This is a genomic window from Roseomonas gilardii subsp. gilardii, assembly GCF_023078375.1.
GTDB classification, from domain to species: domain Bacteria; phylum Pseudomonadota; class Alphaproteobacteria; order Acetobacterales; family Acetobacteraceae; genus Roseomonas; species Roseomonas gilardii.
On sequence record NZ_CP095554.1, the window covers coordinates 2,332,837 to 2,347,728 of the forward strand.

13 protein-coding genes are annotated in these 14,892 nt (G+C 70.8%); 7 read left to right on the forward strand and 6 right to left on the reverse strand.

The features are described from left to right. The first annotated feature begins 203 nt into the window (after positions 1-203). Both MVG78_RS10485 and MVG78_RS10490 read left to right on the forward strand, forming a co-directional pair. Entirely contained in the window at positions 204-1,697 is a 1,494-nt protein-coding gene (locus MVG78_RS10485) for an amidase (RefSeq protein WP_247551278.1), read from the forward strand. An 867-nt stretch (positions 1,698-2,564) separates the two neighbouring features. Beyond that, entirely contained in the window at positions 2,565-3,365 is an 801-nt protein-coding gene (locus MVG78_RS10490) for a Bax inhibitor-1/YccA family protein (RefSeq protein ID WP_247551280.1), read from the forward strand. 177 nt (positions 3,366-3,542) lie between these two features. Here MVG78_RS10490 and MVG78_RS10495 read toward each other — a convergent pair whose 3' ends face one another. The 6 genes from MVG78_RS10495 to MVG78_RS10520 form a co-directional block, all read right to left on the reverse strand. Then, positions 3,543-4,193 carry a CarD family transcriptional regulator gene (locus tag MVG78_RS10495; protein ID WP_247551282.1) on the reverse strand — a complete coding sequence of 217 codons (651 nt, stop codon included), beginning with the start codon at positions 4,191-4,193 and terminating at the stop codon, positions 3,543-3,545. Between the two features lie 376 nt (positions 4,194-4,569). Further along, on the reverse strand, positions 4,570-4,902 hold the full coding sequence (gene fdxA, locus MVG78_RS10500; protein ID WP_027279879.1) for a ferredoxin FdxA: 333 nt from the start codon (positions 4,900-4,902) through the stop codon (positions 4,570-4,572). 135 nt (positions 4,903-5,037) lie between these two features. Further along, entirely contained in the window at positions 5,038-5,511 is a 474-nt protein-coding gene (ybaK, locus tag MVG78_RS10505) for a Cys-tRNA(Pro) deacylase (RefSeq protein WP_247551284.1), read from the reverse strand. A gap of 142 nt (positions 5,512-5,653) precedes the next feature. Then, a complete protein-coding gene (locus MVG78_RS10510; RefSeq protein WP_247551286.1) occupies positions 5,654-5,959 on the reverse strand; it encodes an RNA-binding S4 domain-containing protein in 306 nt (101 codons plus the stop codon). Positions 5,960-5,977: 18 nt separating this feature from the next. Then, positions 5,978-7,117: a hypothetical protein gene (locus MVG78_RS10515; RefSeq protein ID WP_247551288.1), complete on the reverse strand. Its 1,140-nt coding sequence runs from the start codon at positions 7,115-7,117 to the stop codon at positions 5,978-5,980. Positions 7,118-7,152: 35 nt separating this feature from the next. Continuing rightward, complete coding sequence (locus MVG78_RS10520) at positions 7,153-8,943, reverse strand: helicase-related protein (RefSeq protein WP_247551290.1); 1,791 nt, start codon at positions 8,941-8,943, stop codon at positions 7,153-7,155. Between the two features lie 375 nt (positions 8,944-9,318). Between MVG78_RS10520 and MVG78_RS10525 the strand changes: the two genes are divergently transcribed. The 5 genes from MVG78_RS10525 to MVG78_RS10545 all read left to right on the forward strand — a co-directional run bounded on the left by MVG78_RS10525 (position 9,319) and on the right by MVG78_RS10545 (position 14,888). Next, positions 9,319-10,188 carry a transporter substrate-binding domain-containing protein gene (locus MVG78_RS10525; RefSeq protein ID WP_247551292.1) on the forward strand — a complete coding sequence of 290 codons (870 nt, stop codon included), beginning with the start codon at positions 9,319-9,321 and terminating at the stop codon, positions 10,186-10,188. Positions 10,189-10,359: 171 nt separating this feature from the next. Beyond that, positions 10,360-11,022, forward strand: coding sequence for an amino acid ABC transporter permease (locus tag MVG78_RS10530; RefSeq protein WP_247551294.1), 663 nt, complete (start codon positions 10,360-10,362; stop codon positions 11,020-11,022). A gap of 10 nt (positions 11,023-11,032) precedes the next feature. Then, positions 11,033-11,839: an amino acid ABC transporter ATP-binding protein gene (locus MVG78_RS10535; protein WP_247551296.1), complete on the forward strand. Its 807-nt coding sequence runs from the start codon at positions 11,033-11,035 to the stop codon at positions 11,837-11,839. Positions 11,840-11,851: 12 nt separating this feature from the next. After that, positions 11,852-12,973: an enolase C-terminal domain-like protein gene (locus tag MVG78_RS10540; RefSeq protein ID WP_247551298.1), complete on the forward strand. Its 1,122-nt coding sequence runs from the start codon at positions 11,852-11,854 to the stop codon at positions 12,971-12,973. 241 nt (positions 12,974-13,214) lie between these two features. Next, a complete protein-coding gene (locus MVG78_RS10545; RefSeq protein WP_247551300.1) occupies positions 13,215-14,888 on the forward strand; it encodes an ATP-binding protein in 1,674 nt (557 codons plus the stop codon). Positions 14,889-14,892 lie beyond the last annotated feature (4 nt).

Sequence of the window (14,892 nt, forward strand, 5' to 3'; positions counted from 1 at the left end):
TCCGGCGGGGCGGGACCACCGCCCCGCCAGCAGGGTCCGCCGGCCGGTCTCCCCCCGGCTCTTGTGCGGCGGCCCCGCTGCTTCCAACCTGTCCGGGCTGGAGGCGCTCCGGCTCCGGCGCTCCGGTTCCGCATGGCCCCTGGCATGGCGGCTGCCTGCGGCACGATCCGGCGCCACGGGCGCCCGACTTCGAGGAACCACCGATGACCGAACCCTGCGATCTCTCCGCCGTCGAGGCACGCGCGCTGATCGGCGCGAAGAAGCTCTCCGCCACCGAACTGCTGGAAAGCTGCATCGCCCGCATCGAGGCGGTGGATCACGCGGTGAACGCCATGGTGGCGCGCGACGACGACCGCGCGCGTGCGGCGGCGAAGGAGGCCGATGCGGCGGTGGCGCGCGGCGATGCGCTGCCGGCCCTGCACGGCCTGCCGATCGGCGTGAAGGACCTGGAGGATGTGGCCGGGCTGCGCACCACCTATGGCAGCACGCTGTTCCGCGACCATGTGCCGGAGAAGGACCAGTTGATCGTCGCCCATACCCGTAAGGCGGGGGCGATCGTGCTCGGCAAGACCAACACGCCGGAATGGGGCGCCGGCGCCAATACCCGCAACGCCGTCTATGGCGCGACGGGCAATCCCTTCGACACCTCGCGTTCGGCGGCGGGCTCCTCCGGCGGTTCGGGCGTGGCGCTGGCCTGCGGCATGGTGCCCATCGCCACCGGCTCCGACACCGGCGGCTCGCTCCGCAACCCGGCGGCCTATAACGGCATCGTCGGCTTCCGTCCGACGCCCGGCCTGGTGCCGAACGAGAAGAAGCCGCTGGGCTGGGCCGCGCTGGGCGTGCTCGGCCCGATGGCGCGCACCGTGCCGGATCTCTGCCTGCTGCTCTCCACCATGGTCGGCGACGATGCCGGCGACCCGCTGGCCACCACCATCGAGGGCCGGCAGGTGCGCCGCCCGGAGGATTTCGCCGTGCCGGGGGCGGTGGACCTCGCCTCGCTGCGCGTCGCGCTGACGCCGGATTTCGGCTTCGCCCCGACCGAGAAGCACATCCGCGCGGTCTTCGCCGAGAAGACCGGCCTGTTCCGCCATGTCTTCGCCCGGGCGGAGGACACCACGCCGGACTGCGCCGGGGCCGACGAATCCTTCGAGGTGCTGCGCGCGCTGTCCTTCCTCGCCGGCTTCCATGAGAAGGTGCGGGATACGCCGGACCAGGTCGGCCCCAATGTCCGCGCGAATGTGGAGGAAGGGCTGGGCTACAGCGCGCTCGACGTGTCGCGGGCGATGAAGCTGCAGACGGCGATGTACAGGAGCTGGCAGGGCTTCTTCGAGAAGCACGACGTCGTCCTGGCCCCGGCCGTGACGCTCAGCCCGCGCCCCTGGACCGAGCTCTACCCGGCCGAGATCGACGGCAAGCCGACCCGGACCTATTTCCACTGGCTGGCGCTCGCCTATGCGCCGACCCTGGTCGGGCATCCGGCCATCTCCCTGCCGGTGGGGCTGGACCACAACGGCATGCCCTTCGGCCTGCAGATCGTCGGGCCCCGTGGCGGCGATGCGAAGGTCCTGGCCGTCGCGGCGGCGCTGGAGCGGCTGCTGGCCGGGGACCCGCGCACGGCCCGGCCGGTGCCGGACCTGGCGAAGCTCAAGGCCGCCGCGCCACTGCGGGAGAGCCCGGGTTTCATGGGCTTCGGCTGAGGCCTGGCACGGGAGCCGGAGGGGCACCCCCTCCGGCGGCGGTCCTGGCCGCGATTGTGCCTTCATCAGAATCAGGGAATGACGCCGCACGAAAATATCATTAAAAGTACAAATATCGATATTTTGGATGATCCTCCATGTTCAGGCTCGCTCGCCACGCCCCTGGGCGCTATCCCTGGCAGGGGACCGAGACGGCGGAGGAGGTCTGGGGGAGCGGCTGGGCAGACACGATCTGGGGGGCCACCGCACCACCGGATGGGGCCGCCCGGACGCCAGCCGCGCCGGGGCCGGTGATGGCATGGCCCGGGCGAGCGCGGATGCGGAACCCTGTGCCGCTGGCGGGACGGCTTCCGGCAGGCGGCGCGGATGCGAAACCGGCATGGATGCGCTGAACCCGCCATCCGGGGTGCCAATCCGTCACCATTTGCAATCCGCAGGACATGCGAAGCCCATGGTCCTTCCCTCGCTGGCGCATCATCTTTCCAGGGGAGGATGAGGTGCAGCGGCATGTCCCGGATCGGACCGGCGGGTTTCGCAGGCAAGGATGCTTCCCGGTCACGCCAGGGCTCCGATATGGCCTTCCAGACCGGGACGCGTGGTGTAGGGTCTCTCCATCGGCACGATTCCCGGCCCACGCGATATCCGGCCGGGACATGTGCTGAGCGTTGCCCATGCGCCGCCTCATATCATCGGTCCCTGCCTGGAGGAGGATGGGGGCGGAACCCGATCGCGGCTCTTGGCGCGAGGCGGCCCGAGGGGGCCGGGCCGCTCTCGCCCATTGATCCGCATTACAGAATGTCCATATAGTTCCGTGACCGCGGGGATGGCCCAAACCTCATTCCCGCCAGGAGGAGTCCTAAACACACCATGGCACTGCGTCCCGACAACCGCTTCACGACCGGCGGCTCGGCGTGGACCCAGCCTCTGGGGCGGGCGAGCACGGATGCCGCCGTCCTGGATGCCGGGCTCCGCGCCTACATGCTGCGGGTCTATAACTGGATGGCCTCGGGCCTCGCGCTGACCGGCATCGTCGCCTATGTCATCGCGAACACCGCGCTGTCCCAGGCCTTCTACACCGTGGGCCGCACCCAGTCCGGCTACCTCGTCACGCAGCCCACGCTGCTGGGCTGGGCCGCGATCCTGGCGCCGCTGGCCTTCGTGCTGGTGCTGTCCTTCGGCGTGAACCGCATGCAGAAGACGACGGTGCAGGCGCTGTTCTGGGCCTTCGCCGCGGCGATGGGCGCCAGCATGGCGAACCTCTTCGTCATCTACGCGGGCACCTCGATCGCCACGACCTTCTTCGTGACGGCCGGCATGTTCGCGGCGGTCAGCCTCTATGGCTACACCACCAACCGCGACCTGACCCGCATGGGCAGCTTCCTGCTGATGGGCCTGATCGGCATCATCATCGCCGGGCTGGTCAACATGTTCGTCGGCTCCACGGCGCTGCAGTTCGCCATCAGCGTGCTGGGCGTGCTGATCTTCGTAGGCCTGACCGCCTATGACACGCAGCGCATCAAGGCGGACTACATCGAGTACGCCTATGCCGAGGGCAGCGACGAGGCCGCCAAGCGTTCGGTCTTCGACGCGCTGGGCCTCTACCTGAACTTCGTGAACCTGTTCCAGTTCATGCTGCAGTTCATGGGCGTGCGGAACCAGTCCAACTGATCCGTCCCGGCCCCCGCCCAGGCGGGGTGCCGGAGCGCTGAAAGGCTCCGGGGCGCGAGTCCCGGGGCCTTTTCCATATCCGCCGCCCTGCCGGCGGGCAGGCACGAAAAAGGCCGGGGAAGATGCCCCCCGGCCCGCATGCCACCTCCTCCCCCATGCCGGGGGAGAGCAGGGGGGTCACTCCCCCTTGTCGGCGCTCTTGTCGGCCTTGTTCAGGTACTCCATCAGCTTCGCCGTCGCCTTGATCTTGTCCGTGCCGTCGCGGGCCGCGACCTCCATGGCCAGGCGGTCCAGCGCCAGCTCGTAGATCTGCCGCTCGGAGAAGGACTGGTCCGGCTGGCCGGCATTGCGGTGCAGGTCGCGCACCACCTCGGCGATGGCGATGGGGTCGCCGCTGTTGATCTTCTGCTCGTATTCCTGGGCACGGCGCGACCACATGGTGCGCTTGATGCGCGCCTTGCCGCGCAGCGTCGCCATGGCCTCGTCCATCACCTTGGGCGAGGCGAGCTTGCGCAGGCCGGAGGAGGGCGCCTTGGCCATCGGCACCTTCAGCGTCATCCGGTTCTCCTCGAAGGTGATGACGATCACCTTCAGGGTCGTGCCGGCGACCGGGATCTCCTCGATCCCCTGCACTTGGCCCACGCCATGGGTCGGATAGACGACATGGTCGCCCGCCTTGAAGTCCTTGCCCTGATTGCCGAGCGGCTTGGGCGGCGGGGCGGGACGGATCGGGCCGCTGGGGACGGAACTGGCCTGGCTTTCCTCGGCACGGGGCTCGGGGGCGGCAGGGGCGGCCACGGTCTCTTCCGGCTTCGGATCAGCGCTCATGCCCGGCCACTCCCTTGCTGGTTCCATCCGGACAGGGTGCCCGGAGCGGCCCCCGCGATGAACAGGGGGGTGACGGGGGGGATGGGGGCTGGCGCTTGCGCGGGAGCCTTCATTCTCTACCTCCAGTGCGGATGAACGCGGCCCCCCGGCGAGGGCTGCCTTCTCCGGATCGGGCCATGTCCTTCCCCCGGTCCCACCCTGTCCGAATGGAACCGACCGGGCGGCGGAACGGGCCCGCCACGGGAGATTGGGGATGCCTTGGCCGAAAACGAGCGGCCCCATAGCAGAAAATACGCCCCCCGTCACATGCGGGGTGCGTGGCCGGTGGAGGGTCCGGGAGGAGGGGGCGGGTGGGAAGCCCGCCGCCGAAGGCAGATCAGGGCTTGCCGGGGTTGGGGCTCAGCAGGCCGGCCTTGTCCGGCTTGCCGTTCCATTCCTCCGCATCGGCCGGCGCCTCGCCCTTGCGGGTGATGTTGGGCCATTGCTGGGCATAGGTCCGGTTGATCTCGGCCCAGGCGGTCGCGCGGTCGTCGCTGTCCGGCAGGATCGCCTCGGCAGGGCACTCCGGTTCGCAGACGCCGCAGTCGATGCACTCATCCGGATGGATGACCAGGAAATTCTCGCCGACGTAGAAGCAGTCCACGGGACACACCTCGACGCAGTCCATGTACTTGCAGCGGATGCAGTTCTCGGTGACGACGTAGGTCACTGCGGCAGTCTCCTGTCCGGTATCTCTTCCGGCGCGCTGGCGAAAGTTCCGGCGTCACATGGCGCGAACGGGCCGTTCCGGCAAGCCGTCCATGCCGCCGGGCTGCCCTGAGGGGGCATCGCTCCTCCTCGGCCGTCAGGCCGTGAGGGGCAGGGCCATGGCCCCCAGCGCAGCGCGGACCTCCGCCGGGGTGAGGCGCAGTTGCAGGCCGCGCTGGCCACCATTCACGAAGACATAGGGCTCGGCCAGGGCGGCCACCTCGATCGCCGTGGGCAGGCGCCGCCGCTGGCCAAAGGGGCTGATGCCGCCGACATGGTAGCCGGTGAGCCGTTCCGCCTCCGCGGGCCGCATCATCTCCGCCGATTTCCCGCCGAAACCGGCGGCGAGGCGCTTCATGCTTACCTCCCGGTCCGAGGGGAGCAGCACGCAGACGGGTTTGCCATCCACAAGGGCCAACAAGGTCTTCAGCACACGCGATGGCGGCTCGCCGATGGCCTCCGCCGCCTGGAGGCCGATGCGCTCCGCCCCCGGGGCGTAGTCGTAGTGCCGGCGCTCGTAGGCGATGTCGGCCTTGTCGAGGAAGCGGGTGGCGGGGGTGGCGTTCGACATGAGACCGATCCGGCGGAAACACTGCCGGCGGCCATGGGCCACGCGGCCTGCGGGAGGGCAGTCTAGGCTGCGGGGCAGGGACAGGGGATGGCGCGGGAGGAAACTCTGCCACCCGGCCGGAGCGAGGGTGCGCGGCGGAGCCTCAGTCCACGAGTTCCTCGTAGAGCGTCCGGGCTTCGGCCGCGGGGCCACGGCGCAGGGCAAGGGTCAGGACGCGCCAGACCTGGATACGGCCATGTTCCGGCCCGCCGAGCGCCAGGGTCAGCACATCCCCGGGCCGCAGCCGGGCATGGGCCTTCTCCACCGGCTGGCGGTTCAGGCGGATGGCGCCGGCCTCGACCAGCCGGGAACAGGCGGCGCGGGTCTTGGCCACCCGCGCGCACCAGAGCCAAGTATCCAGCCGCTGCCAGTCCCGGCCCTCCTCTGGCCCTCCGCCCGCGCCGTTCAAGCCGTCACTTGCTGAGCTTCAGCTTGGCCAGGGCCGCGAAGGGGCTGTCCGGATCGGGGCCGGAGTCGCGCTTGCCGCCGATCTGGAAGACCCTCGGCTCGCGCTCACCACCCCTCCGGTCGCGGTCGGAGAAGGGACGGTCGCCCCTCGGGCGGTCGCCGCGCGGCCTGTCACCACCGGACCTGTCGTTCCGGGGCCGCTCGCCACGTTCCTTGTCGCCCTGTCCGCCCTTGCCCGGCCCGCCCTTGCCATGGCGCTCGTCGCGATGGCCGTGGCGGCCCTGCCGGTGGCCGTCGCGCGGCTTCTCGTCGCGCGGGCGCGGGGCTTCCCCGGGGCTCCAGGGGTGGGCTGCCCGTCCTGGCTCTCGGCCGCGAGCGGGTTTTCCCCCTCGGGCGTGGTGTCCGGTGCGGGACGGTTCGCCCCCTGGTTGCCCCCTTGGGCGCCCCGCTCGCCCCCTTGGCGGCCCCGTCCGCCCTGGCCGCCGGGCTGGCCCCGTCCGCGATGGTCGTGGCGTCCGTGGCGGTGATGGTCCTCGCGCCGCGCCGCCACCATCAACGGCGCCGGCGGGCCGAACATCTCCTCCGGCAGCGGCTCGGCATTCAGCAGGCGGAAGCCCAGGGCCGTCAGCGCCGGGGCCAGGGCCTCGGCCTTCACGCCCAGGCGGCTGGCGATGTCCCCGGGCAACAGGGCCGGGGCGCGCCGGGTCAGGTGACCCAGCTCGCCCGCCACGCGTTCCGCGACGTCGAGGCGGATCATCACCTCGCCCGCCAGCACCCAACCCATCTGCGCGGCGAAGCCGGCGGGCCAGTTGGAGGGCGGGGTGATCGAGACCAGCCCGCCCACCGGCAGCGGCGGCACCGCGCTCTCGGCGGCCAGCGCCCAGAGCTGCGCGCGCAGCGACATGGGCTTGGGCTTCAGCATCTCCGGCAGATAGAGGGCGAAGCGCCCCGCCCGCACGCCGATGCCCTTCAGCTTGGCGCGGAGCTCCGGGGTGATCTCCCGCTCCGTGCCGCCGGGCACCAGGCCCAGATACTCCCGAAGCCGGAAAAGGTGGCCGCGCAGGCTGGAATCCTCGGCCGCCTTGGTCTCGGCGGCCTCCAGCGGCGCCATGGCCTTCTTGATCGTGTTCTCCAGCCAGGTCGCCAGCCGGGCGCGCACGCGCTCGCGCTGGGCGCTGTCCAGGAACTCCGAATTCAGCGGCTCGACCAGTGGCTTGTCCGGGCTCGGCCCGGCCTTGAGCCGCGCGACCTCGGCCGCCTCATGCCCCGGCGAGCCGGGGGCGGGGAGCCGGGCAGGGTCCAGGTGACGCGCTGCAGCGGGGTGAGGCCGAAGGCGTCGTCGTTGCTGGCCTCCAGCAGGGAGACGCGGCGCGGCATCTCCTCCTTCAGCGCCCGGCGGGCGGCGCGGAGCAGGGCCTTGCGCTCCTCCTCGCCCGCGCCGGCCTCGGTCGCGGCCTCGAAGTTGAAGCCGGAGATCTTGCCGACCGGATGGCCCTCGACCACCACCTCGCCCCGGCGGGTGACGGCGGACAGCAACTCCTCCTCGCCATCATCCAGCTTGCGCATCAGATGCGCCGCCCGGCGGTCCACGAAACGGGCGGTCAGGCGTTCGTGCAGCGCGTCGGAGACCCGGTCCTCGGCCTCCCGCGCCTCGCCCTGGAAGCGGCTGGCGTCGCGGAACCAGTCGTTGCGGGCGGCGACGAAGCTCCAGACCCGGATCGAGGCGAGACGGGCCATCAGCGTGTCGAGGTCGCCCTCGATGTTGTTGCAGGTGGCGATGCCGGAGGCGATCCAGTCCTCCGGCAGATGCCCGTCCTGGGCCAGGTGCTTGAAGGCCCGGGCGCAGAAGTTCTGGTGCGTCTCGTCGGCCAGCTTGCGGAAATCCGGGATCTGGCAGGCTTCCCAGAGCAGGCTGACGCGCGAGCGGCTGTTGGCGAGGCGGCGGACCTCCTCGTCCCGCACCAGGGCGGCGAGGGTGATGTGGTCGTCCGCGTCGTTGCCCTTGGCCAGCCCGGCGAAGGGCGGCGGCGCGGCCAGGCTTTCCAGCAGCGCCTCGGGCGAGGCGAAGTCGAGCGCGGAGTTCCGCCAGGCCAGCGTCTGCAGAGGCTCGAACTGGTGGCTCTCGATCTTCTCGACGATCTCGTCCGACAAGGGCGGGCAGTCGGCGGTGACGCCGAAGGTGCCGTCGCGCATGCCGCGCCCGGCGCGGCCGGCGATCTGGGCGGCCTCCTGGGCGCTCAGCTCGCGCGAGCGGTGGCCGTCGAACTTGGTGAGCGAGGCGAAGGCGACATGGTCCACATCCATGTTCAGCCCCATGCCGATGGCATCGGTGGCCACCAGGAAATCCACCTCCCGCTCCTGGTACAGCGCCACCTGGGCATTGCGGGTGCGGGGGGAGAGGCGGCCCATGACCACGGCGCAGCCGCCCCGGCGGCGGCGGATGGCCTCGGCGATGGCATAGACCTCGCCGGCGGAGAAGGCGACGACGGCGGAGCGCGGCGGCAGGCGGGTGAGCTTGGCCGGGCCGGCATAGGTGAGCTGGGACAGGCGGGGGCGGGTCTCGATCTCCGCCCGGGGCACGAGGCGCTGGAGCAGCGGCCGGATGGTCTCGGCGCCGAGGAACATGGTCTCCACCATGCCGCGGGCATGCAGCAGCCGGTCGGTGAAGACATGGCCCCGGTCCGGATCGGCGCAGAGCTGGATCTCGTCCACCGCCAGGAACTCGACCTTCCGGTCGAGCGGCATGGCCTCCACCGTGCAGGCGAACCACTTCGCCTCGGGCGGGATGATCTTCTCCTCGCCGGTGATCAGGGCGACGTGCTGCTCGCCCTTGGCGGCCACCATCCGGTCGTAGTTCTCGCGCGCCAGGAGGCGCAGCGGGAAGCCGATGATGCCGGAGCTGTGCGCGAGCATCCGCGTGATGGCGAGATGCGTCTTGCCGGTGTTGGTCGGCCCCAGGACAGCCTTGACCCGGGGCTCGAACATCTGCGTGTCGTGGTGACTCATTCCGGGCGGAGTGTGTGGCAATGGCGGGGCCGCTTGGCAACCGTCACCGGCGCAGAGAATGCGACCTGTGCCCCGCCATGAGGCGATTCCGCGCCCCGGAGCCACCTTCGGGCGGTATCGGGATGCTCAGCCCACCCTCCCCCGGCGCTCCGGAGGGGCGGCTGGCCCGGATGCTGCTAGGGCAACGCCGGTTCCCCACCCGGCGCCCCTGCCGGCCGCCATGCGCGGATGCCGCCTTTGGGTCTGCTTTCGTCGCGGGAACGGGCTGGCGGAGGCCGGGCTCCGGGCGGATAACCGATGCGTGACTGGCGCCTGCCCTGGGGAGGGGCCGCCTGAGGAAAGGGAAGTTTGACCATGATCTCACGACGCCTGATGGCCAGGACCGGCGGCTTTGCGGCGCTCGCGGCGGGGTCCGGGATCGGTGCCTCGCTGGGGGTCCCTTCCGCCGCGGCGCAGACGCCCCCGGCCGAGAGCGGCGAGCCGACGCTGGACCGGATCAAGCGCACGAAGAAGCTGCGCTTCGGTGCCGTCGCGGGGGCCACGCCCTATTATGTGAAGGACCTCGCCACGGGGGAGTGGAAGGGGTTCTACATGGATCTCGGCCGCGCCCTGGCGCAGGAGCTGGAGGTGGAACTCGAACTGCACGAGACCACCTGGGGCAATGCGGTGCTTGACCTGCAGAGCAACAAGCTCGACGTCTTCTTCGGTCTGAACCCGACGCCGCGCCGCGCCCTGGCGGTGGATTTCTCGGTGCCCTGCTTCAACAACGCCTTCTCCTTCATCACGAAGAAGGGCTTCACCTTCGAGACCTGGGATGACCTGAACAAGCCGGAGGTCCGCATCGCGGTGGACAGCGGCTCCTCGCAGGATGGCGCGGTCACACGCCTCTGCCCGAAGGCCACCATCTCCCGTTTCAAGACCGCGGACGAGGCCACCATGGCGGTGCAGACAGGCCGGGCCGAGGCCCAGTGCATCGTGATCATCCTGGCCCTGACCGTGAAGAAGAAGGTTCCCAATCTCGGCGAGATCGTCACGCCGAAGCCGGTCTTCCTCACCACCTCCAATGCCGGCTTCCGGCGGGAGCCGGACAAGACCTGGCGCGACTTCGTCAATGTCTGGATCGACTACAACCGTGGCCTGGGCGTGGTGCGGCAGGCGATCGTGTCGAACATGCGGCTGGTCGGCGTCGAGGAATCCGATTTCCCGGCGGGCCTGACGCTCTGATCCCGCTTCGCTGCCGCCCCGCCGCCCGGGTCCCGCGCCCGGCCGGCGGCGGCGTCCTGCCCCCGCCCGCCCCGCGCTGAGGGGAAGGGACTGGGGGAAGGGCCGGACCGCGCCGCGGCCCGGCCATCCGCCCCGCCTTCCGGGCCGGGCGGGCGGCACGAGAGAGACCATATGTACGAGTGGGACTTCTACTTCATCTGGGGCTACCGCTGGCTCTTCCTGCAGGGGCTCGGTGTCACCATCGCCTTCACCGTCGGCATCGTGCTGATCGGGCTGGCGGTGGGTCTGGTGGCCGGGCTGGGGCGGCTCGCGCCCTATGCGGTCATCCGCTGGATCGCCCAGGCCTATATCGAGGTCTTCCGCTGCACCCCCGTGCTGGTGCAGCTCGTCTGGTTCTACTACGCCCTGCCCATCCTGTCCGGCATCGACATGTCGGCGACCTCGGCGGCGGTGCTGGCGCTCTCGCTCTATGGCGGCGCCTTCTATGCCGAGATCATCCGCGGCGGCATCGTCTCGATCGATGCGGGGCAGCGGGAGGCGGCGGAGGCGCTGGGCATGACGCCCGGCCAGTCCATGCGGCGAATCATCCTGCCGCAGGCGATCAAGCGCATGGTGCCGCCGCTGATGAACCAGTCGATCATTCAGTTCAAGAACACCTCGCTGGTCTCGGTGCTGGCGGTGCCCGACCTGCTCTACCAGGGCCAGGCCATCGCGCACGACACCTATCGGCCGCTGGAGACCTACTCCCTCGTGGCGGTGATCTACTTCGCCGTGCTCTTCCCGCTCACCCTGCTGGTGCAGCACCTGGAGCGCCGCATGGCGCGCAGCGACTGAGGAGGGCGTGATGAGCGCATCCCAACCCAAGATCGACGTCGCCGCGCTGCGCAAGAGCTTCGGCGACAACACCGTGCTGCGCGACATCAACTTCCGGGTGGAGCCCGGGCAGGTGGTGGCGCTGATCGGCCCCTCCGGCTCCGGCAAGTCCACCCTGCTGCGCTGCCTGAACCTGCTCGTCGTGCCCGATGGCGGGCGGGTGCGGATCGGCGGCCAGGGCTTCGACTTCGCGGCCGGGCAGCGCCTGCCGGGGCGGCGGGAGCTTGCCCGTTTCCGCGCCAATACCGGCATGGTCTTCCAGCAGTTCAACCTTTTCCCGCACCTGACGGCGCTGGAGAACGTCATGGAGGGGCCGGTCACGGTGCGCCGCATGGCGAAGCCGCAGGCCGAGGCGCTGGCGCAGCGGCTGCTCGCCCGGGTCGGGCTGGCGGACCGGGCGGCCTATTATCCCTCCCGCCTCTCGGGCGGGCAGAAGCAGCGCGTGGCCATCGCCCGTGCCCTGGCCATGGAGCCGGAGGTGATGCTCTTCGACGAGGCGACCTCGGCGCTCGATCCCGAGCTGGTCGGCGAGGTGCTGGGCGTGATGCAGAGCCTCGCCGCCGAGGGGATGACCATGGTGATCGTGACGCACGAGATCGCCTTCGCCCGCGAGGTCGCCGACCGCGTGGTCTTCATGCGCGACGGGGTGGTGGTGGAGGAGGGGCCGGCGCGGCAGGTGATCGACGCCCCGCGCGAGGCCGCCACGCGCACCTTCCTGTCGCATTTCCATCGCCAGGGGGGACTGCCGGAAAGCCCCTCTCCTGGCATCACGGCCTGAGCAGACAGAGACATGATCATCGACCGCATGCGGCTCTTCCTGGTGGAGAGCCCGATCAGGATGGCCCGCGCACAGGGCGTGGGTTCGGTGAAGGGCAGCGTGAAGCGCGTGCTGATCGCCCTGTCCACCGCCGAGGGGCTGACCGGCTGGGGCGAGGCCGCGCCCTGGGAGGTCTTCACCGGCACGCCGGAGGGCGCCTTCTCCGCCCTCGACACCTATCTGCGCGCCCATGTGGTCGGCCATCCGGCGTTGCGGCTGCGCGAGATGCTGGCGCGGATGGACCGCGCCCTGATCGGCCATACCGATGCCAAGGCGGGCGTCGAGATGGCGGTGCTGGATCTTCTGGGCCAGGCGAAGGGACTTTCGGTCGCCGACCTCCTGGGCGGCCGGGTGCGCGACACGATCCCGCTTTCCTTCTCCATCGCCGATCCGGATTTCGAGGCCGACATGGCGCGGATGCGGGCCATGGTCCCGGCGGGGCACCGGCTCTTCAAGGTGAAGACGGGCGTGAAGCCGCACCACGAGGACATGGCGCATCTGGAGGCGATCCGCAGTGCCTTCGGCGACGCCGTGGACCTGCGCCTCGACTACAACCAGGCGCTGGAGCCCTTCGCCGCGATGACGGTGCTGCGCGACGTGGACCGCTTCCGCCCCACCTTCATCGAGCAGCCGGTGCCGCGCCGCCATCTCGACGCCATGGCCGGCTTCGCCGCCGCGCTGGACACGCCGGTGCTGGCGGATGAGAGCTGCTACGACGCGGTGGACCTGCTGGAGGTGGTACGCCGCCGCGCGGCGGACGCCATCTCGGTGAAGCTGATGAAATGCGGCGGCATGCTGAAGGCGCAGGCGATGATGGCCATCGCCGACACGGCCGGGTTGCCGGGCTATGGCGGCACGCTCTGGGAGGGCGGGATCGCGCTGGCCGCCGGGACACAACTGATCGCGGCGACGCCCGGCATCTCGCTGGGCTGCGAGTTCTACATGCCGCACCACGTCCTGACCGAGGATGTGCTGGAGGAGCGCGTGCCCAACCGCGATGGCGCCGTGGTGGTGCCGGAGGGTCCGGGCCTGGGAATCCGGGTCAGCGAGGCGTCCGTCCGCAACGGCGCGCGCATCCTGGCCGAGGCGGGCTGAGAGGGGGGCTGCCGCAGGTCCGTCCCGTCGGCCGGTGCGGCGGGGTGCGGTCCTGTGCCACCATGGGCGGCGACGGGCGATTCCGTTGCCAATCCGGACCAGCGTGACCCTGCCATGATACTGCGCCGCGCCATCTTCCGCCCGCGCCGCCCGGGACGGCCCAGCCCGCCCGGCGGGTGCGGCCGCGGAAGGAGGGCGGCCCTGCCTCGCCCAGCCCTCGCCGGCCCCGGCGGAGCCGCCATTGCCTGATCGCAGCCCGGGGGATGCCGGTATCGTCCTGATCCTCGCTCCGAACGAGCGGGACGGGCTCGGCCTGTCCCGCCTCCTGGACAGCGAGGGGATCGGGAACCAGCGCGTCGAATCCCTGCCGGCCCTGGCCGGGGCCATCGGCGAGGCCACCGGGCTGGTGCTGGTCACGGACGAGCTGCTGTTCCACGCCGATCTCGGGCCGCTGACCGAACGCCTCTCGCGCCAGCCGCCCTGGTCGGACCTGCCCTTCATCGTGCTGAGCCAGATGGGCACGCTGGCGCGGCGCCAGTTGGACGAGATCCGGCTGGCGGACAGGCTCGGCAATGTCCTCTTCATCGAGCGGCCGCTGAATGCCATCACCCTGGTCAGCGCGGTGAAGACCTCGCTGCGCGCCCGTTCCTGGCAGCGCCGCCTGCGTGGCCACATGGAGGCGGAGGCCGCCGAGGCGGAGCGCATGGCGGAGCTGCTGGAGGAACGCGTGCGCCAGCGCACCGCCGCGCTGGAGGCCGCCGAGGCCGAGCGCCGCCGCATCGCCGCCGCCCTGGCCCAGTCGCAGAAGATGGAGGCGGTCGGCCAGCTCACCGGCGGCATCGCGCATGACTTCAACAACATGCTGACGGGCGTGCTCGGCAGCCTCGACCTGATGCAGGCGCGGCTGGCGAAGGGCCGCTTCTCGGAGCTGGAACGTTTCCTCGGCCTGGCGCGCACCGGGGCGGAGCGCGCCGCCGCGCTGACCCAGCGCCTGCTGGCCTTCTCCCGCCGTCAGGTCCTGACGCCGCAGCCGGTGGAGCTGCAGCGGCTGGTGGCCGGGATGGAGGAGCTGATCCGCTCCACGATCGGGCCGGAGATCACCATCGAGGTCACCGCGCCCGCGGAATCCTGGCCCGTGCTCTGCGATCCGCACCAGATGGAGAGTGCGCTGCTGAACCTCTGCATCAATGCGCGCGACGCCATGCCGGGTGGCGGCCGGCTGGGCATCGCTGTGGACAACCTTCCGGGCAGCGACGAAGCCGGGGGCGACCAGGTGATGCTGTCGGTGCGCGACACCGGCAGCGGTATGACGCCGGAGGTGATGCGGCGTGCCTTCGACCCCTTCTTCACCACCAAGCCGATCGGGCAGGGCACGGGGCTGGGCCTGTCGATGATCTATGGCTTCGTGCAGCAGTCCGGCGGTCATGTCACCATCGACAGCGCGCCGGGCCAGGGCACCACCCTGCGCCTCCTCTTCCCCCGGCACAGGGGCGACATACCGGCGGCAGCCGAGGCCGGAAGGCCGGGAGCCACCGATGCCGGGCCGGGCGGTACCGTGCTGGTGGTCGATGACGAACCATCGCTGCGCCTGCTGGCGGCGGAGGTGCTGCGCGAACGGGGCTATGGCGTGCTGGACGCGGCGGATGCGGCCTCGGCCCTGGAGATCCTGCGCAGCGGCGTGGCGATCGACCTGCTCGTCACCGATATCGGCATGCCGGGCGGGATGAACGGGCGCGATCTGGCCCTGGCGGCCCGCGAGCTGCGCGGCAGGCTGCGGGTGCTCTTCATCACGGGCTATCCCGAGGCGGCGCTGGAGGGCGTGGCCCTTTCCGATATGGACACGCAGCTCCTGACCAAGCCCTTCACGATGGAACTGCTGGCCGAACGCATCCGGCACATGATGGCGAAGGAATGACCGC